The sequence below is a fragment of the Streptomyces sp. Y2F8-2 genome (assembly GCF_014905555.1).
Classification (GTDB): Bacteria; Actinomycetota; Actinomycetes; order Streptomycetales; family Streptomycetaceae; genus Streptomyces; species Streptomyces cynarae.
This window is the reverse complement of sequence record NZ_BNGS01000014.1, coordinates 1-23,951: the sequence shown is the minus strand read 5'-3', so window position 1 is coordinate 23,951 and position 23,951 is coordinate 1. Positions and strand designations below refer to the sequence as shown.

The window sequence follows — 23,951 nt, the reverse complement described above, 5'->3', positions numbered from 1 at the left end:
AGTCCCCTACGCCACTGTCGGTGCCCGATTGTCCGCGCGGCCGGGCGGACCGATAGGTTTTCGACGTAGGCGCCTGTCCTGCAGGGGTTCCAGACCGCTAACGAAAGGGTGATCCGTTGAGCCGCTCGGTTCTCGTCACTGGAGGCAACCGGGGCATCGGCCTCGCCATCGCCCGAGCGTTCGCCGACGCCGGCGACAAGGTCGCGATCACGTACCGCTCGGGTGAGCCGCCGGCCGCCCTGAAGGAATTGGGCTGCCTCGCGGTCAAGTGCGACATCACCGACACCGAGCAGGTGGAGCAGGCCTACAAGGAGATCGAGGCCCAGCACGGCCCGGTCGAGATCCTCGTCGCCAACGCCGGCGTCACCAAGGACCAGCTCCTGATGCGCATGTCCGAGGAGGACTTCACCTCGGTCATCGACACCAACCTCACCGGCACCTTCCGCGTCGTCAAGCGCGCCAACCGCGGCATGCTGCGCGCCAAGAAGGGCCGCGTGGTGCTGATCTCCTCGGTCGTCGGACTGCTCGGCTCGGCGGGGCAGGCCAACTACGCCGCCTCCAAGGCCGCCCTGGTCGGCTTCGCGCGCTCCCTCGCCCGTGAACTCGGCTCGCGCAACATCACCTTCAACGTCGTCGCGCCCGGCTTCGTCGACACCGACATGACCAAGGTGCTGACCGACGAGCAGCGCCAGAACATCGTGTCGCAGGTGCCGCTCGGCCGGTACGCGCAGCCCGAGGAGATCGCCGCGACGGTGCGGTTCCTCGCCTCCGACGACGCCTCGTACATCACTGGAGCCGTCATCCCCGTTGACGGCGGACTGGGAATGGGTCACTGATCACCATGAGCGGAATTCTCGAGGGCAAGCGCGTCCTGATCACCGGTGTGCTGACGGAGGCCTCCATCGCCTTCCACACCGCCAAGCTCGCCCAGGAGCAGGGCGCCGAGATCATCCTGACCGCGTTCCCGCGGCCCACGCTGACCGAGCGCGTCGCCAAGAAGCTCCCGAAGCCCACCAAGGTCGTCGAGCTCGACGTGACCAATGACGAGCACCTCGGCCGCCTCGCCGACATCGTCGGCGAGGAGCTCGGCGGCCTCGACGGCGTCGTGCACTCCATCGGCTTCGCGCCCCAGGACGCGCTCGGCGGCAACTTCCTCAACACGCCGTTCGAGTCGGTGGCCACCGCCATGCACGTCTCGGCGTTCTCCCTGAAGTCGCTCACCATGGCCTGCCTGCCGCTGATGCAGAACGGCGGCTCGGTCGTCGGTCTCACCTTCGACGCCCAGTACGCCTGGCCGCAGTACGACTGGATGGGCCCGGCCAAGGCGGCCCTGGAGGCCACCAACCGCTACATGGCGCGCGACCTCGGCAAGCAGAACATCCGCTGCAACCTCATCTCCGCGGGCCCGCTCGGCTCCATGGCCGCCAAGTCCATCCCGGGCTTCGGTGAGCTGGCCTCCGTGTGGGACAGCCGCTCGCCCCTGGAGTGGGACCTCAAGGACCCCGAGCCGGCCGGCCGCGGCATCGTCGCCCTGCTGAGCGACTGGTTCCCGAAGACCACCGGCGAGATCATCCACGTGGACGGCGGACTGCACGCCATCGGCGCCTGAGCAGGCCCGCGTGTACGCCGTAGGGCGCGAGAAAGTGTCCTCGCGGCCCGCGTAGGCGATCGCGCAATCGCCTACGCGCCCGCATCGCCCGGTCGCACGAGGCCGACGCCCCGTTTCCCGCTGCGCGCGGGGAGCGGGGCGTCGCCCGTTCGGAGTACCTGACCGGGCGTGCCGGGCCGTCCGGGACACACGCTGGGAGCAACGCACCGCCCCGCACGCCGCACGGCCGAGGAGGTTCCCTTGTGCGCTTGGCCCACCGCTTCGCCCCGGCCTTCCTCTCGCTCGCCCTGGTGACGGTCCTGCCGTACGACGCCATGCCGCCGCACGGGAAGCACACCGCGTCGCACGCGCGCGAGGACGCCGGAAAGTCCGCCGACCCGGCGCCCTTCGGCTCCGAGTGCCGGGTCCTTGTCACCGGCGCGCATGTCGTCGCGTACTGCCACAACCCCTATCCGGACACCGATCACGTGAGCCTGCACATCGAGTGCGCCCAGTGGTGGGACATCGACACCGACACCGCCCCGGCCGAGGCGGGTCCCGCGATGACGGTACGGCTGACCGGGCGGTGCTGGGAGGCGGTGCGCTCGGCGTGGGTCACCCACCAGAGATGAGTGGGCCTCAGCGGCCGACGGACTCCGGGCGCCCCGGACCGCACATCCGCGGATAGCTCGCCGCCGCCGCGCCCGCCGCGTCGGCGTCGCCCGCGCGGATGGCGTCCACCAGCGCCGCGTGGTCCATGTACGCCTCCGGGGTGAGCTCCTCGCCGACGTCGCCGCGCAGCCAGTCCCGCAGCACCTCGCCCAGGTCCGCGTACATCGCGGTCATCACGTCGTTGTGCGACGCGGCCACCACGGCCAGGTGGAAGGTCGCGTCGGCGGTCACGAACACCTCCGCGTCCCCGGACTCCCACGCCTCCGCACGGCGTACGAGGAGGGTGTCCAGCTGTTTGAGGTCCCGCTCGGTGCGCCGCTCGGCCGCCAGCCGGGCGGCGCTGGACTCCAGGGTGCGGCGCAGCTCGGCGATGTGGTCCGGGTCGGCGCCGGCGAAGCGGCGGTGCATCACGCCCGCCAGCTCGCTGGTCGCCACCACGTAGGTGCCGGAGCCCTGGCGGATGTCCAGCAGGCCGTTGTGCGCGAGCGCGCGGACGGCCTCGCGGACCGTGTTGCGGGCGACCCCCAGCTGCTCGACCAGTTCCGGCTCGGTGGGGATGCGCGAGCCCACCGGCCATTCACCCGAGGTGATCTGGTTTCGCAGCTCGGCGATGACCTGCTCGGACAGCGCGGATCGGCGGGGGTGGCTCAGCGGCATGACCGTCCTTCGTACGGGCCCGGGAGCGAGACCGGCTGATCGGGAGCGTAACGCAGCCCCCTGTCACCCATAATCATCCTATGATTCTATGATAGTTCGCATGGCACCTGAAGAGACCGGAACGACGACGTCCGCACCGATACGCGTTTCCCGGGGGAAACGGGTCGACGCCGGGGTCTCCGCCACGCGCGCGTGGCGGACGCGTCTGCTGGTCGTCGGCATCGCCCTCAGCGCCCTCAACCTGCGGCCCGCCATCACCAGCCTCGGCGCCCTCCTGGAAGAGGTGCGCGACGGGCTCGGCATGAGCGGCAGCGTCGCGGGCCTGCTCACCTCCGTGCCGCCGCTCTGCTTCGCCGTCTTCGGCGTCATGGCGCCACGACTCGCCCGCCGCTTCGGGCCGGGCGCCGTGGTGTGCGCCGGAATGGCCGCGATCACCGCCGGCCTGCTGATCCGCCCCTACGCCGGGAACACCGCCGGCTTCCTGGCCGCGAGCGCGCTCGCCCTGATGGGCATCGCGGTCAGCAACGTCCTGATGCCCGTGATCGTCAAACGCTGGTTCCCCGACCGGGTGGGCTCGATGACGGGCCTGTACTCCATGGCGCTCGCTCTGGGCACCTCCGTCGCGGCAGCGCTCACCGTGCCCACGACCGACGCGCTGGGCGGACGGTGGCAGACCGGGCTTGCCGTGTGGGCTGTGCCGGCGGCGGCGGCCGTCCTGCCGTGGATTCCGTTCGTCCGCGCGCGCGGTGCCGGTTCCGCGGACCGCGACACCGCCTCCGCGGACAGCGGCACCGCCCCCGACAGCGACACCGCCTCCGCGCGCGTGGAGCCCGACGGGCTGCGGATCACCCGTAGCCGTACCGCTTGGGCGCTGGCCGTCTTCTTCGGGCTCCAGGCCACCGCGGCCTACATCACGATGGGCTGGATGGCGCAGATCTTCCGCGACGCCGGGGTGCCCGCCGGCACGGCCGGTGTGCTGCTGGCCGTCACCATGGTCATGGGCGTGCCCCTCGCCTTCGTCATCCCGCGGCTGGCCGCCCGGCTGCCGCACCAGGGCCCGATCGTGATCGCGCTCGGTGTCTGCGGTCTGGCCGGATACGCGGGCCTGTACTGGGCCCCGGAGGGCGGGGCCTGGGCATGGGCGGTGCTGCTCGGCGTCTCCAACTGCGCCTTCCCGCTCGCGCTCACCATGGTGGGCATGCGGGCCCGCACCGGCGCGGGCGTGGCCAAGCTGTCGGCGTTCGCGCAGAGCACCGGGTATCTCCTGTCGATCCCGGGGCCGCTGCTCGTCGGCGTCCTCTACCAGCACAGCGGCGGCTGGGGCCGGCCGCTCGCGCTCATGGCCGGGCTCATGATCCCGCAGGTCGCGGTGGGCGTCCTGGCAGGCCGCGACCGGATCGTGGAGGACGAGGCGACGCACTGAGCGACGGGCCGCCCCGGCGCGGCCCGGGTGGGGGAGGGGTGCGAAACTGGGCGTATGCCCGTGCTCGAACCGAATCCCCGGAACGGCCAGAAGAAGATGCTGCTCGTCTTCGGCGCGTTCTTCGCCATCTTCGCGATCATCGCCGTCATTGCCACGATCGCCTCACCGTGACGATCGCCTCACCGTTCCCGCACCGGTGACGGCCCATGGTGGTGCTGGCCCCACCATCCCCTAGGGGGCCAGTGTCAGGGTCAAGTGGGTGGATCACCGGATGGGTCGAGGGCCGCCGCGTCCGTACCTTCGAGATGTGGCCGCGAGTGCGGCCCATGGACCACTCGAGGACCCACGGAGGCAGCCATGCCGGCCCGTACGCACACCCGGCCACGCCCGGCGACCACGGGCGGCGTCGACATCCGGCTTCCCTGGTGGGCCCTCGCCCTGCCCACGCTCGCCTTCATCGCCCTGCTGGCGCTGATACTCAACCCGGCGGACGCGAGCGCCGGCGGCGACCCCGCCCTCAGCCACCTCCTCGAGCGCGTCCAGCACGCGGTGACGCACCACGCGCAGTGACCCGGCCTGACCGGGTCGTGACACCGCCCGGGTGCACGCGGTGGACTTCCCGCGGACTCGGCGGTGAGGAGGCCGGTGAGCAGGCAGATCGCGGCGCTGCCAACTCCCTGCGCCCGTTGGCCTGTTTCATGCGAAGCTGGGACTCATGAGCTCCGCAGAACCCCGCAGGATTGTCCTCTTCCGGCATGCGAAGGCCGACTGGCCGCAGGTTCCCGACCACGAGCGTCCGCTCGCCGACCGGGGCCGCCAGGACGCGGCCGCCGCCGGACTCAAGCTGGCCGAGACCGGCGTCCCCTTCGACCTGGCCCTGTGCTCCACCGCCGTCCGCACCCGCGAGACCTGGAAGCTCGCCGTCCAGGAGCTGCCGCATCGGCCGAAAACCGTCTATGAGGAGCGGCTCTACGAGGCCTCGCCCGGCGAGCTGATCGCCGTGCTCAACGAAACCGCCGACGACGTGCGGAACGTGGTCCTGATCGGTCACAACCCCGGCATCCAGGGCCTCGCCGACGTCCTGTCCGGTGCGACCGAGGGCGATGCCCGCGAGCGGATTAGCCGACGCGGCTTCCCGGCCGCCGCCTTCGCCGTGCTCTCCTTCGACGGCTCCTGGAAGGCGCTGGAACCGGGCACGGCCACCCTGCTCGACTACTGGGCACCCAGCGAGTAAGAGCTACGAAGAGCTCCGACCCCGCGACATCGCGAGCGGGGCCCGGCACCGCACGGTGCCGGGCCCCGCTCGCGATCCGATGCCGTCAGAGACCGTCGTCGTGCGCGTCCGCCGCCTCGACCTCTTCCCGGGTGACACCGAGCAGGTACAGGACGGTGTCCAGGAAGGGGAAGTTCACCGCGGTGTGCGCGGCCTCGCGGACGACGGGCTTGGCGTTGAAGGCGACCCCCAGACCCGCCGCGTTCAGCATGTCGAGGTCGTTGGCCCCGTCACCGATCGCCACGGTCTGCGCCAGCGGCACCCCCGCCTCCGCGGCGAACCGGCGCAGCAGCCGCGCCTTGCCCGCACGGTCCACGATCTCCCCGACGACCTTGCCGGTCAGCTTCCCGTCGACGATCTCCAGGGTGTTGGCCTGCGCGAAATCGAGCCCGAGCCGCTCCTTGAGATCGTCCGTGACCTGGGTGAAGCCGCCCGAGACGACGCCCACTTGGAAGCCGAGTCGTTTCAGCGTACGGATCAGGGTGCGCGCGCCCGGAGTGAGCCGGACCTCGGCGCGCACCTTGTCCACCACCGACGCGTCGAGCCCCTTCAGCAGCGCCACGCGCGCGTGCAGCGACTGCTCGAAGTCCAGCTCGCCTCGCATGGCGGCCGCCGTCACCTCGGCGACCTCCGCCTCGCAGCCGGCGTGCGCGGCGAACAGTTCGATGACCTCGTCCTGGATGAGCGTGGAGTCCACGTCCATCACGACCAGCCGCTGAGCCCTCCGGTGCAGCCCGGCCGCGACGACGGCGACGTCGACGCCGAGTGCCGCGGCATCGGTCACCAGGGCGGTGCGCAGCGGCTCGGTCTCCACGCCGGACACGGCGAACTCGACCGCGGTCACCGGGTACTTGGCGAGCCGGAAGATACGGTCGATGTTGCCGCCGGCGGCCGCGATGCGGGCGGCGATCGCGGCCGTGGCGTGGGCGGTGAGCGGATGGCCGAGGACGGTGACGAGGGAGCGGCCGAGGCCGCGCGGACGGTTGTCGCCGATGCCGGAGATGATCTCCGCCTGCATCTTCATCGACTCCGCCCAGGTGTGGACGGTGGCCCGCAGATCACCCTCGAGCCCGGACGGGGGCACGGTCACCAGGGCGCAGAGCACCATCCGGCCCCGGGTGACGACCTGCTCGATGTCGACCACGTCGACGTGGAAGGCGGCCAGGGTGTCGAACAGGCCCGCGGTCATGCCGGGCCGGTCCTTGCCGAAGATCTTGACAAGGAGAGTGGGGGCGTCGGAGGTCTGCACAGCGCTCATGGTGCTTCCACCGTATCCGGCGCCCCGTGAGCACCGCCTGCCTGGTCCGCCCAGCGGACGGGGAACACTGGGTTGCGCACAGATGGCGTACGTGTTACCCGGTCTCGAAAGCGCAGGCCACGGGCACGGTCCGCCGATGTGGGCCTCCGCCTCGTCACCGCCGCCCGCGGGGCCGGTCGGGCGGCGGTGGCGGAGGCGGGGGAGGCGGCGGGGGCGGCCACCGGTCGGAGGACGCCGATGTCCTGCGGGCCGGCCGTCGCGGCGGCTCGATCGGCTGGACCACGGTGGGCGCGCCATACACATCGGTGGCAGGGGACGGCGCTGCTTCCGAGGGCGGGCCGTCGGGCGCTGCACCTTCGACGGGGGCGCTCGCGCCCTGCGTGCCGTCAGGCGGCGCGCCCCGAGGCGGCGTGGCCCCGGTCGGGGCACCACCACGCCGTCCGCCGCCCCGCGGGGCGCTGCCCGGCCGTGCGTCCTCCGGCTCGCGCGGTCCTTCCGGCAGCCGTAGGTAGGGGTTCGTGTCCGGGTTCGGCGGACGGTACGGCCTGCCCGGGGTGTAGGGACCCGATGACTGCGCGACCGGCGCGTACCGCGGGGGCTCCGGCAGCCCCGCGTCGCCCCGTGCCAGCGGCGCCGCCCGGCTCCCCGCCGCCCCCGTCCCGTACGCCAGCAGTGCCCCGGCGGCTCCCGCTCCCGCGCCCCACACCGCACCGAGCAGCAGTGCCATGCCCAGCTGCCCGTGCAACTCGATCGCCGCGCCGAACGCGTCGAGACCGAGCACCGACAGCGAGGCGTCCACCGACACCCCCGCCAGCCGGACCAGCAGCGGTAGTGCCGCCGCCGTCACGATCCCCAGCCGCAGCGCGCAGTGCACTGCGAAGCCGAGCGGACCCGCATCCGGTACGACCGCACCGGACGTACCGGGGCCAGGCGCCGCATCCCGGGCTCGTACGAGTGGCGTACGCGCCGCCGTCAGCACGCCCGCGAAGAGCATCATGAGTGCCGCGGCGACGGCCAGCAGCCACACCCTGCCGTCCAGCTCGGCCAGGCGCCCCAACGTGACGCGCTGGTCCGTCCCCACGCTCAGCAGCCGGTCCAGCGGGTCGGGCAGCAGGTTCACCAGTCCGCCGCCGGCCCTGCCGTCCCACGGCACGAACAGTCCGACCGGCACACCCAGCCACACACCGTTGGGCGCGCCGAGCAGTGCGGCCCCGACGATCCGCGCCGGATGGTCGTCGCCCATCGCCGCGTACGCCGCGGCCCCGAGCCCGGCGACCACCGCGACCAGCAACACCGTCACCAGTGCGGACGCGGCCGGACGCACCACCCGGTGCACCGCCTCCCAGCCGTGTGGCAGCGGTGCGCGCCGGGACGCGAGCAGCGCGATCACCAGGACACCGGCCGCCCATACGGCGCCCCCCAGCAGCGTGGGCACCGTGTCGACGGTGAAGCCGACCGCGGCCCGAGCCTGGATCAGGTCGCCGACCCGGTCCGGCAGCAGCCCCCCGACGTCCCCCAGGCCGGGGATGTCGAGGCCGCCGCCCCCGCCCGGCAGGCCGTCGAGCCCGAGCGCGCCCCCGTCGATGGTGATGACGTCATGGCCGGCCCATGCCAGCCCGCCCAGCATCACGACGAACAGCACGACCACCGCGCCTGCGCGCGCGAGGAGTTCGGACAGGCCGACGACAACTCCCGCCGTGCGTAAGGACCGCAGGAAGAACCAGCACAGCAGGAGCGCACCCACCAGGCTCACACCGAGTGGCGTGATATCGATGGCGGTGATCGCGTCCGCGCCTTTCAGCCCGAACGCCGACACGTTCCCGGACGGCGTCACCGTCCCGTTGGCCCCAAGGGCCACCACCGCCGCGGTCATCGGCCCGAGCGAGCCCGCCGCGTCCGCACGGAGCAGATGCAGACCGAGCGCCGCCGTCCCCGCCATCCCGATCAACGCCCAGCTCACGGAGGCGATCGCGGACAGCAGGACGTCCGCCCACGGCAGCCTCCCACCGTCCCGCACGGCCTCGATGCCCATGGTCAGCCCCCGATCCACGCCGAGGCAATCCACCGCGGATGTCCCTGCTCGCGTGGATTACCACTCTCCGACCGGGTTTCCGCCCCGTCAACGGCGCGCGTACCAGTGCGTCTACGCCCCCTGCGCCAGGCCCGAGTTTCGGTCAGAGGGCCGCGCCTGAAATAGTTCCCCACGATGTTCGACATCCCTAGACTCCCCGTGATGGGGGCAATTCGGGGGACAACTCACTGGGGCATGGAGTGCCTGAACTCGTACTGGAATTGAACGGACGCAGCTGGACGCTCGACGCGTCCAGGACGTACACCCTGGGACGTGATCCGCAGGGGGACATCGTGCTCACGGACGCCAGGGTCTCCTGGCGCCACGCCACGATCAGCTTCAACGGCCGCGGTTGGGTCATCGAGGACCACGGCAGCACCAACGGCACGTTCGTGCAGGGGCAGCGGATCCACCAGGTGGAGATCGGCCCCGGTTCGGCCGTGCACCTGGGCAACGCCACCGACGGACCGCGCCTGGCCCTGTCCGGGGCCCCGGCCGCCGTCGCCGCACCGCAGGGCCAGCCCCAGCAGCAGCCGTACGCGGCCCAGGCCGCCGGCCCCGGCTGGGCCCAGCAGGCCCCGCAACCGCAGGCGCCCCAGCCCGCCTGGCAGCAGCCGCAGCAGGCGGCTGTGCAGATCCCGCAGCAGCAGAACCCCGGTGGTGGCGCGGGGGCGCCGCCGGTCTACGGCGACCGCAGCCCGACCACGTTCCACCAGCTCGCCCTCGGCCGGGTGATGCGCATCGGCCGTGCGCTCGAGAACGACCTGGTCGTCTCCGACCTCCAGGTCTCCCGCCACCACGCCGAGTTCCACGCCACACCCGACGGCCGCTTCGAGATCCGTGACCTGGGCTCGCACAACGGCACGTTCGTCAACGGCATGCCGATCGGCAAGGGCGGCTCGGCGCTGATCGGCCCGAACGACATCGTCGGCGTCGGCCACTCGACGTTCCGTCTGGTCGGCGACCGGCTCGAGGAGTTCGTCGACACCGGTGAGATCTCCTTCTCCGCCCGCCACCTCACGGTCACGGTCGACGGTGGCAAGCAGATCCTCAAGGACGTCTCCTTCGGCGTCCCGGAGAAGTCGCTCATCGCGGTCATCGGCCCCTCGGGCTCCGGCAAGTCCACGCTGCTGAAGGCGCTCACCGGCTACCGCCCCGCCAACCAGGGCGACGTGCTCTACGACAACCGGAACCTGTACAAGCAGTTCGCCGAGCTGCGCCAGCGCATCGGCCTGGTCCCGCAGGACGACATCCTGCACAAGGAGCTGAGCGTCAAGAAGGCCCTCAAGTACGCGGCCAAGCTGCGCTTCCCGGCCGACACCACGGCCGCCGAGCGCCAGGACCGCATCGACGAGGTGCTGCGCGAACTGAAGCTGGACGTCCACAAGGACAAGAAGGTCACCTCCCTGTCCGGCGGTCAGCGCAAGCGCGTCTCGGTGGCCCTCGAACTGCTCACCAAGCCGTCGCTGATCTTCCTGGACGAGCCGACCTCCGGTCTCGATCCGGGCATGGACCGGGACGTCATGCAGCTGCTGCGCGGCCTCGCCGACGACGGCCGCACCGTCCTCGTCGTCACCCACTCGGTGGCCGAACTGGCGCTGTGCGACAAGCTGCTCGTGATGGCACCGGGCGGCTCCGTCGCCTATTTCGGCCCGCCGGAGGAGGCACTGAACTTCTTCGGCTACGAAACCTGGGCCGATGTCTTCTCCGCCTTCGAGAACTACCGGGACTACGACTGGGCGGGCCGTTGGAAGGGCTCGGAGCACTACCGGTTGTACGCCGCGGACATCGACGCCGTCGCCCCGCAGTCGGTGCACATGCCGCCGCCGCAGGCGATCAAGCCGGCCAAGCCGCAGGGCTGGCTGTCCCAGTTCGGCACCCTGATCCGGCGGTACGTCGCGGTCATCGCCTCCGACAAGGGCTTCCTGGCGCTGACGGTGATCCTCCCGGCGGTGCTCGGCGCGGTGAGCCTGCTCATCGACCACAACAGGGGCCTGCTGGTCAACCCGGTCAATCCCAGGACCGGCATCCACGTCCCGAACGGCACCGCCACCACGGTCCTGCTGATACTCGCCGTCGGTGCGTGCTTCGCGGGCGCCGCCAACTCCGTCCGTGAGCTGATCAAGGAACGGGTCATCTACGAGCGGGAACGCGCCACCGGCCTGTCCCGTTCCGCGTACCTGATGTCGAAGGTGTTCGTGCTCGGCGTCATCACCGTGCTGCAGGGCCTCATGGTCGGCCTGATCGGCTTCTCCAGCCGGGAGATCCCCGCGCAGGGCGTCGTCCTCGGCAACGCCACCCTGTTCGAGCTGTGCCTGCCGGTCATGGCACTGGGCTTCAGCTCGATGATGTTCGGTCTGGTCATCTCCGCCCTGGTGAAGACCGCGGAGAAGACCATGCCGCTGCTGGTCATGTTCGCGATCATCCAGGTCGTCTTCACCGGCTGCCTCTTCACCCTGCACGGCACGCTCGGCGTCAACGAGTTCTCGTACCTGATGCCGTCCCGCTGGGCCGTCGCCGCCGCCGGTGCGACGCTGGACTTCAACAACATCGCGCCGAACACGGACGACCCGACGAGCACGGACCCGCTGTGGAACCACACCGCCGGGGCCTGGACCCTCGACATGATCGCCCTCATCGTCCTGGGCGTGGTCTGCGGCTTCCTGGTGGCCCGCTTCCTGCGCCGTCACGAGCCGGAGGTCATGCGCAAGTAACCGGTCCGTACAACCGGTACGACGCGGAAGGGCGGCACCCTGCGAGGGTGCCGCCCTTTGGCTCCATGTGACCGCACGCGAGTCGTGCGACCGAGGTCCGCGCTGCCTCAGTACGCGCTGTTGACGTTGTCCATCGAGCCGTATCGGTGCGCCGCGTAGTTGGCGGCGGCGGTGATGTTGGCGACCGGGTCGTAGATGTTCCACGAGGTGCCGGGCACGTGGTACGCGCGGAAGGTCGGGTCGATGACCTGGAGCAGTCCCTTGGAGGGGATGCCGTTGCGGGCGTTGATGTCCCAGTTGTTGATCGCCGACGGGTTGCCGGACGACTCCCGCATGATGTTGCGGTACAGACCGTTGTACGAACCCGGAATCCCGTTCTTCCTCATGATGTCGAGGGACTGGCGGATCCAGCCGTCCACGTTGTTGGCGTAAGTCTTCGCGGCGACCGGCTGCGCCGCGGGACGCTGCGCGGAGCGGTTCGCGGCCTGCTGCTGCGCCGGGCGCTGCTTGGCAGCCTGCTGGGCCTTCTGGGCCTGGGCCTTCTGCTGGGCCTGCTTCTTGACGGCGTCCTGGGCGGCCTTCTGCTTCGCGGCGATGGCCTCGGCCTTCAGGCCCGCGGCGGCCATCTGGTCGGTGACGGCGACCTTGAGGGTCTTGACCGGCTGGTTGCCGACCGACACCGGGGCCGACGCGACGGTCGCTTCGTGCGCGGGAGTCTGCGCCTCGCTCGGCACGGCGGTGAACGCGAGGGCCGCGGCACCGAGAGTGGCCGTACCGGCGATGGCGAGCTTATGGGTCTGGGTGAGCGCACGAGTGCGACCGAGAATGTTCTTGGGCATTACTGATTGACCTCTTCGAATTGCGCGGAGGTCGCTCTGGCGCCGGCGGAAGAACAGGTGTTTCCAGCACAAGCGCCGCGGGTACGAGACCGCGGCGCCGAGCGACGGAAGCAATTCTTAGCGGCCGCAAAATCGCTGGGCAAAGGTGTGACGTACTACCCCGGATAGTGGCCCGAGGAACGGCAAAACGGGACAGATCACCCTTCCACCCCGCTCACAAGCTCCTTCTCGGTCTCCTAATCTCCTTCGTACGTGACGTACCTCCTATGCGCGGCCTCACATTCCACTCGCATCGGTCTTACTGGGAGTTGCTGGAGCAATGCAGTGTGTGAGGGGGTTTCGGCGGCAGGATGAGATGGGTGTCACCGAATTCGTGCCAGAGATACCGCCCGGCCAGCGCCTGCTCGTATCCGCGCTCGATCGCCTCCCGCCCCGCGACCGCCTCCAGCATCAGCAGGTGGGAGGCCTCCGGCTCGTGCAGACCGGTCAGCAGCCCGTCCACCACCCGCACCCCCCGTTCGGGCGTCACCAGGAGATCGGTCCAGCCCTCCCGCGCCCGTACGACACCGCCGGGGCCCACCGCCGACTCCACGGCCCGCACGGCCGTCGTACCGACCGCGATCACCCGGCCGCCCACCCGTCTCCCACCACCGCCCTTCCAACCAAGCGCTTCGCGCCTTGCCTGATTCGCCTTGACGGCGTTGATCAGCCACGCCGACGTCTCCGGCACCGCGAAACGCTCCGGATACGGCGGCTCGTGCGCCTCCGCCGACGCCACCCCGGTGTGCAGGGTGACCGGAGCGAACCGCACGCCCCGGCTCACCAGCTCTGCCACCATCCGCGCGGTGAAGGGCCGCGCCGCGCTCGGCATCTCCGCGCTGCCCGCGCCATCCGGGGACGGCAGCGCGAACACCGTCTGGTACGCGGAGAGCGGTTGGTCCCTGTCCGTATAGGAGTAACGAATGGGCCGCCCGTGCCGGCCCAGCAGCCCGGACACGTCCGCATCCGACGCACGGGCCCACCACAGACGGCCGCTCCGCCCCGACAGGGGCTCCTCCAGAACCAGCCGTATGCCGTCCGGGAGACACACCTGTGTTCCCGCGGGCCCTCCCGCACGCGCGCGCGTGGTGCCCTCGCCGTCCGGATCCCGCAGCTCGACGGCCCACCGTCCGTCGTCCCCGTGCGTCGAGAAGTGCACCACCACGCGCGCGTGCCCGATCAGCCCGTCCACCGCGGCCGCCAGCGTCGGCGAGGTGTTCACGACGAGCAGGTCCCCGGCCCGCAGCAGCCGCGGCAGCTCGGTGAACGCGTGGTGCATGACCTCGGTGCCGCGCGAGACCAGCAGCCGCACCGAGTCCCGGTCCCGGCCCGGACCCCGCTGCTCGGCCGGAACACGCGCCGACAGCTCCTGAGGAATCCTCAGCGCCGTGCTCACCGTGCCTCCAGCAGGGACGGCGCAGCGTAGCGACCGCTCGCCGGACGCTCGTCCAGCAGCCGCAGGAACGCGGGCACCACGCTCTCCGGCGCCGGCCGCGCACCGGCGTCGTCCGGTACGGCCGCCGCGTACAGGTCCGTCGCCATGTCCCCGGGATCGACCGCCCACACCCGCAGCCCCGGCTCCTCCGCGCCGAGCACCGCCGCCAGATGGTCCAGCGCCGCCTTGGACGCCCCGTACCCGCCCCACGTCTCGTACGCCTCGGCCGCCGCGTCCGAGCTGACCGCGATCACCGTGCCCGCGGCCGACGCCCGCAGCAGCGGCAGCGCCTCCTGCACCAGGCCCAGCGCGGCGACCACGTTCACCTCCAGCGCCCGCCGCAGCCCGTCCAGGGTCAACGCCTCCAGCCGTACGAGCGGCTCGGCGCCGAGCGCGCTCGCGTTGTGCACCAGCAGATCGAGGCCGCCCAGCTTCCGGGCCGCCGCCACCAGTTCCGCGCGGTGCGCGGCGTCCGCGACGTCCCCCGGCAGGGCCTCCACGCGGGTCCCGAGCCCGGCCAGCGTCTCCGCCGTCTCCACCAGGACGGGCGCGGCCCTGGCGTCCAGCACCAGATCCCAGCCGCGCCGCGCCAGCGCCGCGCCCAGCGCCCGCCCCAGCCCCTTCGAAGCCCCTGTGATGATCGCAACCGGCATGATGACCGTCCCCTGGTTCCGTGACCGCCGGTGCTCGGCGGTGGCCTCACCGTAGGAACGGCATCCGTCCGGCCGCCTCGGACGCGGGCCGCAGAGAACCAGGGCCCTTGGCCCTAGGGCCGGCGGACCAGGCAGGGCCGCCACTCGTCGGATACGCACTGTCACACCTCACCGGTACGGTGAGGTCATGAGCCATGGACCCCGGTCGGGCCTGTACGCGGTCAGCACCGCGCTGCTGGCCATGAGCAGGCACCTCGAGGTGCGCGACGTCCTGAAGACGATCGTCGCCTCGGCCCGCGAGCTGCTCGACGCGGAGTACGCGGCGCTCGGCGTCCCGGACGACCACGGCGGCTTCGCCCAGTTCGTCGTGGACGGCGTCTCCGACGAGCAGTGGAAGGCCATCGGCCCGCTGCCACGCCAGCACGGCATCCTCGCCGCGATGCTGCACGAGGCGAGGCCCGAGCGGCTCGCCGACGTCCGCGAGGACCCCCGCTTCGAGGGCTGGCCGAGCGCCCACCCCGAGATGTCCGACTTCCTGGGCCTGCCCATCCGCGACGGCGACGAGATCATCGGCGCGCTGTTCCTCGCGAACAAGAAGTGCCCGAAACCGGAGGGTGGCTGCGGCTTCACCGAGGACGACGAGGAACTGCTGTCGATCCTCGCGCAGCACGCCGCGATCGCCCTCACCAACGCCCGGCTGTACGAGCGCAGCCGCGAGCTGACCATCGCCGAGGAGCGCTCACGGCTGGCGCACGAACTGCACGACGCGGTCAGCCAGAAGCTCTTCTCCCTGCGCCTGACCGCCCAGGCGGCGGCCGCCCTGGTCGACCGCGACCCCGGACGGGCCAAGGGCGAGCTGCAGCAGGTGGCGGCGCTCGCCGCGGAGGCCGCCGACGAACTGCGCGCCGCCGTCGTCGAGTTGCGCCCGGCGGCCCTCGACGAGGACGGCCTGATCGCCACCCTGCGCACCCAGGTCCAGGTTCTGGACCGGGCCCACACCGCACGCGTGACCTTCTCCACCCGTGGCGTACGGGCGCTGCCGGCCGCCCAGGAGGAGGCGCTGCTGCGTGTCGCCCAGGAGGCCCTGCACAACGCGCTGCGGCACTCGGGGGCCGAGCGGGTCGACGTCACCCTGGAGAAGCGCGGCCCGGGCGCCGTGCTGCGCGTCATGGACGACGGCAGTGGATTCGACCCCCGGGCGATACGCCGGGCGGGGCGCCACCTCGGCCTGGTCTCCATGCGCGACCGGGCGAGCGGGGTCGGCGGCGCGCTGACCGTGGAATCGGAGCCCGGGAAGGGCACCACGATCGAGATGGAGGTCCCTGGTGGCTGACGCAATCAAGGTGCTGCTCGTCGACGACCACCAGGTGGTCCGCCGCGGACTGCGCACCTTCCTGGAGGTGCAGGACGACATCGAGGTCGTGGGAGAGGCCTCCGACGGCGCCGAGGGGGTCGCCCGAGCCCAGGAACTGCAACCGGACGTGGTTCTCATGGACGTCAAGATGCCGGGGATGGACGGCATCGAGGCGCTGCGCAAGCTCCGCGAACTCGACAACCCCGCGCGCGTGCTGATCGTCACCAGCTTCACCGAGCAGCGCACGGTGGTGCCCGCACTGCGCGCGGGCGCCGCCGGGTACGTGTACAAGGACGTGGACCCCGACGCGCTCGCCGGAGCCATCCGCTCGGTGAACGCGGGCCACATCCTCCTCCAGTCGGAGGTCGCGGGAGCACTGCTGTCCCAGGAGGAGGCTGGCGCGGGCCAGGGCAGAGCGGGATCACTCACCGAGCGGGAACGGGAGGTGCTGGCCCTGATCGCGGACGGCCGGTCCAACCGCGAGATCGCCCGCGCCCTGGTGCTGTCCGAGAAGACGGTCAAGACCCACGTCTCGAACATCCTGATGAAGCTGGACCTGGCCGACCGTACGCAGGCGGCGCTGTGGGCGGTACGACACGGCGTTAACGGCTGAGCCGATCTTCATACCGTCGGGTGTATGTCACCTGGGTGGCGCATCCTCAGTGGATCTCGGCCGTTCTCCAAGGCGTGCTGCGGACCTGCCGCAGTGATCGCAAGGAGGACTCGGAAGTGAAGAACCTGAAGAAGGCCGCAGCCGTGACGATGGTGGCCGGCGGTCTGCTCGCCGCCGGCACGGGCATGGCCTCCGCCCACTCGGCGCACGCCGACGGCAAGGCGGTGGGCTCCCCGGGCGTCATCTCCGGCAACGTCATCCAGGCCCCGGTCCACGTCCCGGTGAACGTGGTCGGCAACACGGTCAACGTGATCGGCGCCCTGAACCCGGCCTTCGGCAACCTGGGCCTCAACCACTGAGCCCTGAGGCCGACATCTGCCTCCCCGGCCTCCCGGACACCACGTCCGGGAGGCCGATGTATCCTCTGCCCGTAGCCGAGGCCAGGCGATTTCAGCGCGGCGGGCGTTCCTCACCGCACCTTTTGGCCGAGGCCGGGCGATGTCAGCCCGTCCGGCATTTGAGGACGAGGCCGTTCAGGCCGACGGGGGTCTGTGGGCGCAGCCCCCAGGGACGGCCACCCCGCCCCCGGGCAGCGACAACCCGGCGGTCACCCCCGCTCCCGCTGCTCCACAACGGAGTTGTACGCCGCGACCTGCGCCCGCCGAGCCGTCCGCTCCACCGGCCGCAGCGCCTGCGCGCGCGCAGCCATCTCCGAGGCGCTCACCGCACCGCCGTGCCCGTTCTCGTGCGCCAGCGACAGCAGCAAAGCCACCCGCTGGGCCATCTCCAGCACCCGCACCGCCCGCGGCGGATACCCCGGCGCCAGCACCTCCCGCCCCGCCTCGGCCCGCGCCCGGTACGCGTCGATCGCCGCCTCCGCCACCGGCCCCGACCCCGCCACGTCCAGCCGCGACAACACCCCCGTCGCCTCGCGCAGCGCCTCCGCCAGCTCCCGCTCGGCCTCCCCGAGCGACGGCACATCGGCGGGCGGCGCCTCCCGCACGGGCAGACACTGCCAGACGACCTCCACATGCAGATCGCCCTCCGGCCCCGCGTCGGCCACCGAGGGCACCAACCCGAAGGCGGCCCCGTAGCAGACCACCGCCTCCTCGGCGTCCAACGCCCGCGCATTGAACTCCGGCGGCCCGCTCAACCCCAGCGGATGCCCCGGCGCGGGCAGCGCCACCCGCAGCCCGGTCACCCCGAGCGTGCGCAGCCGCCCCAGCGCGAGCGTGAGACCGACGGGCGCCGACTCACCCGGCAGCCCCTCCACCCGGTGCACCGCATCCTCACCGACGATGGCGGACGCGGCGTCGTCCGGCGAAACAAGTCCGGCCAAAAGGGCATTTCCCCATGCGGCCAGCCGTCCTGAGCGTGGTTCCGAGAGCATGCCCCCACCCTAAGGAGCCGACCTATGGAATGGGCCGGGCGACCGGTGGCGTAGATTTCTTGGGGGCTGCGCCCACCGGCGTGGCGGACCGCGCCCACAGGCGTACGCGAGAGCCGACACAGGCCACACTGCAAGGGGAGACAACGCGCTCATGAGCGATGTTCTGGAGCTTCAGGACGTATCCGTGGTCCGCGAGGGCCGGGCTCTGGTGGACCAGGTCTCCTGGTCGGTCAAGGAGGGCGAGCGCTGGGTCATCCTCGGCCCCAACGGCGCCGGCAAGACCACCCTCCTGAACGTCGCCTCCAGCTACCTCTACCCCAGCAAGGGCACCGCCACCATCCTCGGCGAGACCCTCGGCAGGCCCGGCACCGACGTCTTCGAACTGCGCCCCCGCATCGGCATGGCCGGCATCGCCATGGCCGACAAGCTCCCCAAGCGCCAGACCGTCCTGCAGACCGTGCTGACCGCCGCGTACGGCATGACCGCCGGCTGGCAGGAGGAGTACGAGGACGTCGACGAGCAGCGCGCCCGCGCCTTCCTCGACCGACTCGGCATGAGCGACTACCTCGACCGCAAGTTCGGCACCCTCTCCGAGGGCGAGCGCAAGCGCACCCTCATCGCCCGTGCCCTGATGTCCGACCCCGAGCTGCTGCTCCTGGACGAGCCCGCCGCCGGCCTCGACCTCGGCGGCCGCGAGGACCTCGTACGCCGCCTCGGCCGCCTCGCCCGCGACCCGATCGCCCCCTCCATGATCATGGTCACGCACCACGTCGAGGAGATCGCCCCCGGCTTCACCCACGTCCTGATGATCCGCCAGGGCAAGGTGCTCGCCGCCGGCCCGCTGGAGCTCGAGCTGACCTCGCGCAACCTCTCCCTCTGCTTCGGCCTCCCGCTCGTCGTCGAGCAGGTCGGCGAGCGCTGGACGGCCCAGGGCCTGCCCCTGTCCTGACCCGCGCAAACCTCGGTAAGAAGCCGCCTACGCCGCACTCTGCGCCCTGTCCGCGGTCGTGTCGGCGGTCCTACCATGACCGTGTGGACATCGACGCGTGGGTGTGGTGGCTGATCGGCGCGGCAGCGCTCGGCATCGGACTCGTGATCACCGCGATGCCGGAGCTCGGGATGCTCGCGGTGGGCGCCATCGCGGCGGCCGTGATCGATGGGCTCGGCGGCGACGCGGTCTTCCAGGTCGCCGTGTTCGCCGTCGTCTCGGTCGCGCTCATCGCCGTGGTCCGGCCCATCGCGGCCCGGCACAGCGCCCAGCGACCCCAACTCGCCACCGGCATCGAGGCCTTGAAGGGCAGGCAGGCCGTCGTCCTCGAGCGCGTCGACGCGAGCGGCGGCCGCATCAAGCTCGCCGGTGAGGTCTGGTCGGCCCGACCCCTCAACAGCGAACTCGCCTACGACGTGGGCCAGGAAGTCGACGTCGTGGACATCGACGGAGCCACGGCGATCATCATGTGACCTCGAAGGACGCAACTGCGCCGAACAGCCCACGAGGTACGCGACGGTCTGTCACACTCGACCAGCAAGATCTTCAACAACCGTAAGATCCCACAGGCGCCGAGGCGGAGAAGGAAGCAGGGAATCACGATGGGACCGGTCGTCATCGTCCTGATCATTCTGGTGGTGTTGGTCTTCATCGCCCTGATCAAGACGATCCAGGTCATCCCCCAGGCGAGCGCGGCCATCGTCGAGCGCTTCGGCCGCTACACACGGACACTGAACGCGGGCCTGAACATCGTGGTCCCGTTCATCGACTCCATCCGCAACCGCATCGACCTGCGCGAACAGGTCGTACCGTTCCCACCGCAGCCGGTGATCACCCAGGACAACCTGGTGGTCAACATCGACACCGTCATCTACTACCAGGTGACCGACGCCCGGGCCGCCACCTACGAGGTAGCCAGCTACATCCAGGCCATCGAGCAGCTCACCGTCACCACCCTGCGCAACATCATCGGCGGCATGGACCTCGAGCGCACCCTGACCTCCCGCGAGGAGATCAACGCGGCCCTGCGCGGCGTCCTCGACGAGGCCACCGGCAAGTGGGGCATCCGCGTCAACCGCGTCGAGCTGAAGGCGATCGAGCCCCCGACCTCCATCCAGGACTCGATGGAGAAGCAGATGCGCGCCGACCGTGACAAGCGCGCCGCGATCCTCACCGCCGAAGGTACGCGCCAGGCCGCCATCCTCACCGCGGAGGGCGAGAAGCAGTCCGCGATCCTCAAGGCCGAGGGTGAGGCCAAGGCCGCCGCGCTGCGCGCCGAGGGCGAGGCCCAGGCCGTTCGTACGGTCTTCGAGGCGATCCACGCCGGTGACCCGGACCAGAAGCTGCTGTCCTACCAGTACCTGCAGATGCTCCCGAAGATCGCCGAAGGCGACGCCAACAAGCTCTGGATCGTCCCCAGCGAGATCGGCGACGCTCTCAAGGGCCTGTCCGGCGCCATGGGCAACTTCGGCCCTCTGGCGGGCGGTTCGGGTGGCAGCGGCGGCTCCTCCGGCTCGTCCTCCACCAACAACGGCGGCACGAACACGGAACGCCGCGAGAAGCCGTCCATCGACTGACACGGCACCGCCACGCCCTTCACACGAGCTGGGGCCCGCCTTCCCGGGAAGGCGGGCCCCAGCTCACGTCTTACGTACGGACTACGCCGCGCTCTGCGACAGCCACTCCGGCAGCGCCCTGAAGTCGTCCTGCCCGAGGGCCAGCAGCATCGCGTCGGCCGGCGTCGGCTCGAACGGCTGCCGCAGCAGCGTCATCCCTGCCTCCTCCGGAGTCCGGTTCGCCTTGCGGTGGTTGTCCTCGGCACACGCGGCGACCGTGTTCAGCCAGGTGTCGCCACCACCCTGCGACCGCGGCAGCACGTGGTCCACGGTCGTCGCCCGCCTCCCGCAGTAGGCACACCTGTGCCGGTCCCGCACCAGGACACCCCGCCTCGACCACGGGGCTTGTCTTCGGAACGGCACCCGTACGTATCTGCAGAGCCTGATGACCCGGGGCGCCGGTATGTCCACATCGGCGCCCCGCATACGGAGTTCGGGGTGGGCCTGCTCGACGACGGCCTTGGCCTGCAGCACCAGAACGACGGCTCGGTTCAGCGTCACCGTCGACAGCGGCTCGAAGCTCGCGTTCAGCACCAGCGTGTCACGCATCCAGCCCACCTCCTGTGTGCACCTGCCCACCCCGCGGCGGGCTGGATCAACTCTGGCCGGGCACGCCGAGATGGACAACGCAATAAAAAATGCCCGCCTCTGATCACTTCCAAGACCAGAGGCGGGCAAACGTTCAATGAACGTCAGTTTTACGGGGGCCTGGGTCAGCCCTCGGCCGGATTCTCGTACTCACCGATGAGCTGCGCGCGCGCCAGCGTGTGGAACCGCAGGTTGAAACCGACCACGGCAGGAGAGGCGTCCGAGTCCGGACCGAGCTTCTCCCGGTCCACGGCGTACACCGTGAACACATACCGGTGCGGCCCGTCCCCGGGCGGCGGCGCGGCACCGCCGAAGTCCTTCGTCCCGTAGTCGTTGCGCGCGTGCACCGCGCCCTCGGGCAGCCCTTCGAACTTCCCGCCGCCCGCACCCGCCGGCAGCTCGGTGACCGAGGCCGGGATGTCGAACAGGACCCAGTGCCAGAACCCGCTCCCCGTCGGGGCGTCGGGGTCGTAACAGGTCACGGCGAAGCTCTTGGTCTCCGGCGGGAAGCCCTCCCAGCGCAACTGGGGCGAGGTGTTCCCGGCCGAGTGGACCTGAGCGTCCTTGAGCCTGGCACCCGGCTCGACGTCCTCGCTCGTCACCGTGAACGACGGCACGGGCGGATGGAAGTCATGCGGCAGCGGCGGCCTCTTCTGCTCGGTCACCTCGGTACCTCCAAGTCAGTGGATCAACCGATTCCAGTTCCGAGCCTAGAACCAGCTGCGCTTGCTGCCGACCTCCGACAGCCACTGATGGAGGTACGCGGCCCAGTCGGTGCCCTGGAAGTCGTTCAGGCCGACCTTGAAGGCACGGTACGAGTCGCTGCCCTCACTGAACAGCCCCGGCTTCTTGTCCATCTCCAGGATGACGTCCATCTCGTACGCGTCGGCGACGAAGCTCAACTCGACCTGGTTAAGACCGCGGTACTGAGACGGCGGGAAGAACTCGATCTCCTGGTAGAACGGCAGCGTCTGCCGTGTACCCCGGATGTGCCCGCGCTCCATGTCCGCGGTCTTGAAGCGGAAGCCCAGCTGGATGAACGCGTCCAGGATCGCCTTCTGCGCGGGCAGCGGATGCACGTTGATCGGGTCCAGGTCGGTCGAGTCCACGGCCCGCGCGATCTCCAGCTCGGTCGTCACCCCGATGTGCATCCCGCGCAGTGCCTGCCCGTCGATCATGGTGACGGGGGTCTCCCAGGGAATCTCCAGCCCGAACGGCACGGCGTGCACCGCGCCCGCCTGGAGCTCGAAGGCACCGCCGAGCCGGACCTTCGTGAACTCGATGTTCTGCCGGTACTCCTCGTCGCCGCTCTCGACCTCGACCTTGGCCTGCAGACCGACGTTCAGGCCCTCGATCGCCTGGTTGACGGACCCGCCCTGGATCCGCACCTCGCCCTGGACGACACCGCCCGGCACGACATTGACCTCGGTCAGCACCGTCTCGACCGACGCGCCGCCGGCTCCCAGGCTCGCGAGCAGCCGCTTGAACCCCATGAAATCTTCCCTCCCAGGCAACGTCTTGACCCGTAGCCCCGTATATCCGTCCGATCCGTGGATCCGTAGACACGCGATACGGCCAGAAGCCGGTTCCGCGCCCTACTCTCCCAACCCTTCCAAGGACGAGGACACTCGGCCACCCTTGGGCACACACCCATCTGGACTACGCTCGTACGCCATGATCGCGACCCCCGACCGTACGCCCCTCCCCAGGGAGTTCTTCGACCGGCCTGTACTCGAGGTCGCGCCCGACCTCCTGGGGCGCATCCTCGTCCGCACAACACCGGACGGTCCGATCGCGCTGCGCCTGACGGAGGTGGAGGCGTACGACGGCCCGAACGACCCCGGCTCCCACGCCTATCGCGGCCGCACACCCCGCAACGACGTGATGTTCGGTCCCCCCGGCCATGTGTACGTCTACTTCACCTACGGCATGTGGCACTGCATGAACCTGGTGTGCGGTCCGGTCGGCAGGGCGAGTGCCGTGCTGCTCCGCGCCGGCGAGATCATCGAGGGCGCCGAGCTGGCTCGGAAGCGTCGACTCTCGGCCCGGAATGACAAAGAACTAGCCAAAGGTCCCGCCCGCCTGGCCACGGCCCTGGGCGTGGACCGCGCCCTCGACGGCACGGACGCCTGCACCACGGGCGAGACCCCACTGCGCATCCTGACAGGCACGTCGGTCCCCCCTGACCAGGTACGAAGCGGCCCGCGCACCGGCGTAGCCGGCGACGGAGCCGTCCATCCGTGGCGTTTCTGGGTCGCCAACGATCCGACGGTGAGCCCCTATCGGGCGCACACGCCCCGACGGCGCCGAAGTTGACGCGTCCCTGGAGGATGCGTAATGTGTCCCGAGCCGCTGGAACGGTTACGGCGTTCAGCCAGCAGCCGAGGCGGCCAACCCACTACATGCGACTCCCTCTCAGAGGGCGGATTTCGGCGTGCCCGCATGCCTGGAATTCGAACTCGGAGACTCGATTATGAGCTACGACGGGAATCGGCTAACGTAGTGAATGTCGAAAGGCCGGGGCCGAAAAGCCCGGACTCAAGACAATCCCGCCGACCGGGAATCGGATCGAGAAAAGATCTGATAGAGTCGGAAACACCGAAGGGAAGCGCCCGGAGGAAAGCCGAGAGAGTGAGTCTCTCCGGTGAGTACAAAGGAAGCGTCCGTTCCTTGAGAACTCAACAGCGTGCCAAAAGTCAACGCCAGATATGTTGATACCCCGTCCGTCGGATGATTCCGATGGTCGAGGTTCCTTTGAAATAACACAGCGAGGACGCTGT

Annotated in this window: 25 protein-coding genes; 15 read left to right on the top strand and 10 right to left on the bottom strand. The window is 70.6% G+C overall.

All coding sequences use genetic code 11. The annotated features are described in order from the left end of the window. The first annotated feature begins 116 nt into the window (after positions 1–116). The 3 genes from fabG to SY2F82_RS35160 all read left to right on the top strand — a co-directional run bounded on the left by fabG (position 117) and on the right by SY2F82_RS35160 (position 2,220). Positions 117–836, top strand: coding sequence for a 3-oxoacyl-[acyl-carrier-protein] reductase (gene fabG, locus SY2F82_RS35170; RefSeq protein WP_200423161.1), 720 nt, complete (start codon positions 117–119; stop codon positions 834–836). 5 nt (positions 837–841) lie between these two features. Further along, positions 842–1,609: an enoyl-ACP reductase FabI gene (gene fabI, locus SY2F82_RS35165; RefSeq protein ID WP_200423160.1), complete on the top strand. Its 768-nt coding sequence runs from the start codon at positions 842–844 to the stop codon at positions 1,607–1,609. Between the two features lie 242 nt (positions 1,610–1,851). Beyond that, positions 1,852–2,220, top strand: coding sequence for a hypothetical protein (locus tag SY2F82_RS35160; protein WP_200423159.1), 369 nt, complete (start codon positions 1,852–1,854; stop codon positions 2,218–2,220). Positions 2,221–2,227: 7 nt separating this feature from the next. On the opposite strand, the gene SY2F82_RS35155 is transcribed toward SY2F82_RS35160, so the two are convergent. After that, positions 2,228–2,917: a FadR/GntR family transcriptional regulator gene (locus tag SY2F82_RS35155; protein WP_200423158.1), complete on the bottom strand. Its 690-nt coding sequence runs from the start codon at positions 2,915–2,917 to the stop codon at positions 2,228–2,230. Between the two features lie 88 nt (positions 2,918–3,005). Here SY2F82_RS35155 and SY2F82_RS35150 point away from each other — a divergent pair, with 88 nt between their 5' ends. The 4 genes from SY2F82_RS35150 (at position 3,006) to SY2F82_RS35140 (ending at position 5,574) form a co-directional block, all read left to right on the top strand. Further along, the gene (locus tag SY2F82_RS35150) at positions 3,006–4,340 is read left to right on the top strand and encodes a CynX/NimT family MFS transporter (RefSeq protein WP_200423157.1); all 1,335 of its coding nucleotides are present in this window, start codon (positions 3,006–3,008) and stop codon (positions 4,338–4,340) included. Between the two features lie 54 nt (positions 4,341–4,394). Beyond that, positions 4,395–4,511, top strand: a complete 117-nt coding sequence (locus SY2F82_RS39595) for an SGM_5486 family transporter-associated protein (RefSeq protein WP_263229199.1) — start codon at positions 4,395–4,397, stop codon at positions 4,509–4,511. Positions 4,512–4,697: 186 nt separating this feature from the next. Beyond that, a complete protein-coding gene (locus SY2F82_RS35145) occupies positions 4,698–4,910 on the top strand; it encodes a hypothetical protein (protein ID WP_200423156.1) in 213 nt (70 codons plus the stop codon). 145 nt (positions 4,911–5,055) lie between these two features. Then, positions 5,056–5,574 (top strand): histidine phosphatase family protein, encoded by a 519-nt coding sequence (locus SY2F82_RS35140; RefSeq protein WP_200423155.1) that lies wholly within the window; start codon positions 5,056–5,058, stop codon positions 5,572–5,574. 85 nt (positions 5,575–5,659) lie between these two features. Here the strand turns inward: SY2F82_RS35140 and serB are convergent, their stop codons facing one another. After that, complete coding sequence (gene serB, locus SY2F82_RS35135; protein ID WP_200423154.1) at positions 5,660–6,871, bottom strand: phosphoserine phosphatase SerB; 1,212 nt, start codon at positions 6,869–6,871, stop codon at positions 5,660–5,662. Positions 6,872–7,025: 154 nt separating this feature from the next. Then, positions 7,026–8,903: a streptophobe family protein gene (locus SY2F82_RS35130; protein ID WP_200423320.1), complete on the bottom strand. Its 1,878-nt coding sequence runs from the start codon at positions 8,901–8,903 to the stop codon at positions 7,026–7,028. Positions 8,904–9,142: 239 nt separating this feature from the next. On the opposite strand from SY2F82_RS35130, the gene SY2F82_RS35125 reads away from it, so the two are divergent. Next, positions 9,143–11,656, top strand: a complete 2,514-nt coding sequence (locus SY2F82_RS35125; protein ID WP_200423153.1) for an FHA domain-containing protein — start codon at positions 9,143–9,145, stop codon at positions 11,654–11,656. 107 nt (positions 11,657–11,763) lie between these two features. Here the strand turns inward: SY2F82_RS35125 and SY2F82_RS35120 are convergent, their stop codons facing one another. From SY2F82_RS35120 to SY2F82_RS35110, 3 genes are all read right to left on the bottom strand, one after another. Next, the gene (locus SY2F82_RS35120; RefSeq protein WP_200423152.1) at positions 11,764–12,495 is read right to left on the bottom strand and encodes a transglycosylase SLT domain-containing protein; all 732 of its coding nucleotides are present in this window, start codon (positions 12,493–12,495) and stop codon (positions 11,764–11,766) included. 298 nt (positions 12,496–12,793) lie between these two features. Next, positions 12,794–13,930: an S-adenosylmethionine:tRNA ribosyltransferase-isomerase gene (locus SY2F82_RS35115; RefSeq protein WP_200423151.1), complete on the bottom strand. Its 1,137-nt coding sequence runs from the start codon at positions 13,928–13,930 to the stop codon at positions 12,794–12,796. Then, positions 13,927–14,622, bottom strand: a complete 696-nt coding sequence (locus SY2F82_RS35110; RefSeq protein WP_200423150.1) for an SDR family oxidoreductase — start codon at positions 14,620–14,622, stop codon at positions 13,927–13,929. Before SY2F82_RS35110 ends, SY2F82_RS35115 begins: the two co-directional genes overlap by 4 nt. 187 nt (positions 14,623–14,809) lie before the next feature. Here SY2F82_RS35110 and SY2F82_RS35105 point away from each other — a divergent pair, with 187 nt between their 5' ends. The 3 genes from SY2F82_RS35105 (at position 14,810) to SY2F82_RS35095 (ending at position 16,948) form a co-directional block, all read left to right on the top strand. Further along, entirely contained in the window at positions 14,810–15,955 is a 1,146-nt protein-coding gene (locus tag SY2F82_RS35105) for a GAF domain-containing sensor histidine kinase (RefSeq protein ID WP_200423149.1), read from the top strand. Then, entirely contained in the window at positions 15,948–16,589 is a 642-nt protein-coding gene (locus tag SY2F82_RS35100; protein ID WP_200423148.1) for a response regulator transcription factor, read from the top strand. The genes SY2F82_RS35105 and SY2F82_RS35100 overlap by 8 nt, the downstream gene beginning before the upstream one ends. Positions 16,590–16,705: 116 nt before the next feature. Then, the gene (locus SY2F82_RS35095) at positions 16,706–16,948 is read left to right on the top strand and encodes a chaplin (protein WP_103844364.1); all 243 of its coding nucleotides are present in this window, start codon (positions 16,706–16,708) and stop codon (positions 16,946–16,948) included. Positions 16,949–17,196: 248 nt separating this feature from the next. On the opposite strand, the gene SY2F82_RS35090 is transcribed toward SY2F82_RS35095, so the two are convergent. Continuing rightward, positions 17,197–17,979 carry a hypothetical protein gene (locus SY2F82_RS35090; protein ID WP_200423147.1) on the bottom strand — a complete coding sequence of 261 codons (783 nt, stop codon included), beginning with the start codon at positions 17,977–17,979 and terminating at the stop codon, positions 17,197–17,199. 151 nt (positions 17,980–18,130) lie between these two features. Here SY2F82_RS35090 and SY2F82_RS35085 point away from each other — a divergent pair, with 151 nt between their 5' ends. The 3 genes from SY2F82_RS35085 (at position 18,131) to SY2F82_RS35075 (ending at position 20,544) form a co-directional block, all read left to right on the top strand. Then, entirely contained in the window at positions 18,131–18,928 is a 798-nt protein-coding gene (locus SY2F82_RS35085) for an ABC transporter ATP-binding protein (RefSeq protein ID WP_200423146.1), read from the top strand. Between the two features lie 83 nt (positions 18,929–19,011). Beyond that, positions 19,012–19,440: an NfeD family protein gene (locus tag SY2F82_RS35080; RefSeq protein ID WP_103844361.1), complete on the top strand. Its 429-nt coding sequence runs from the start codon at positions 19,012–19,014 to the stop codon at positions 19,438–19,440. Between the two features lie 129 nt (positions 19,441–19,569). Next, positions 19,570–20,544, top strand: coding sequence for an SPFH domain-containing protein (locus SY2F82_RS35075; RefSeq protein ID WP_103844360.1), 975 nt, complete (start codon positions 19,570–19,572; stop codon positions 20,542–20,544). A gap of 81 nt (positions 20,545–20,625) precedes the next feature. Here SY2F82_RS35075 and SY2F82_RS35070 read toward each other — a convergent pair whose 3' ends face one another. From SY2F82_RS35070 to SY2F82_RS35060, 3 genes are all read right to left on the bottom strand, one after another. Beyond that, positions 20,626–21,132, bottom strand: coding sequence for an HNH endonuclease (locus SY2F82_RS35070; RefSeq protein WP_200423145.1), 507 nt, complete (start codon positions 21,130–21,132; stop codon positions 20,626–20,628). A 164-nt stretch (positions 21,133–21,296) separates the two neighbouring features. Beyond that, entirely contained in the window at positions 21,297–21,836 is a 540-nt protein-coding gene (locus SY2F82_RS35065) for a YbhB/YbcL family Raf kinase inhibitor-like protein (RefSeq protein WP_200423144.1), read from the bottom strand. 45 nt (positions 21,837–21,881) lie between these two features. Next, positions 21,882–22,664: a sporulation protein gene (locus tag SY2F82_RS35060; RefSeq protein ID WP_200423143.1), complete on the bottom strand. Its 783-nt coding sequence runs from the start codon at positions 22,662–22,664 to the stop codon at positions 21,882–21,884. A 181-nt stretch (positions 22,665–22,845) separates the two neighbouring features. On the opposite strand from SY2F82_RS35060, the gene SY2F82_RS35055 reads away from it, so the two are divergent. After that, positions 22,846–23,487 (top strand): DNA-3-methyladenine glycosylase, encoded by a 642-nt coding sequence (locus SY2F82_RS35055; RefSeq protein ID WP_200423142.1) that lies wholly within the window; start codon positions 22,846–22,848, stop codon positions 23,485–23,487. The last annotated feature ends 464 nt before the right edge of the window (positions 23,488–23,951 follow it).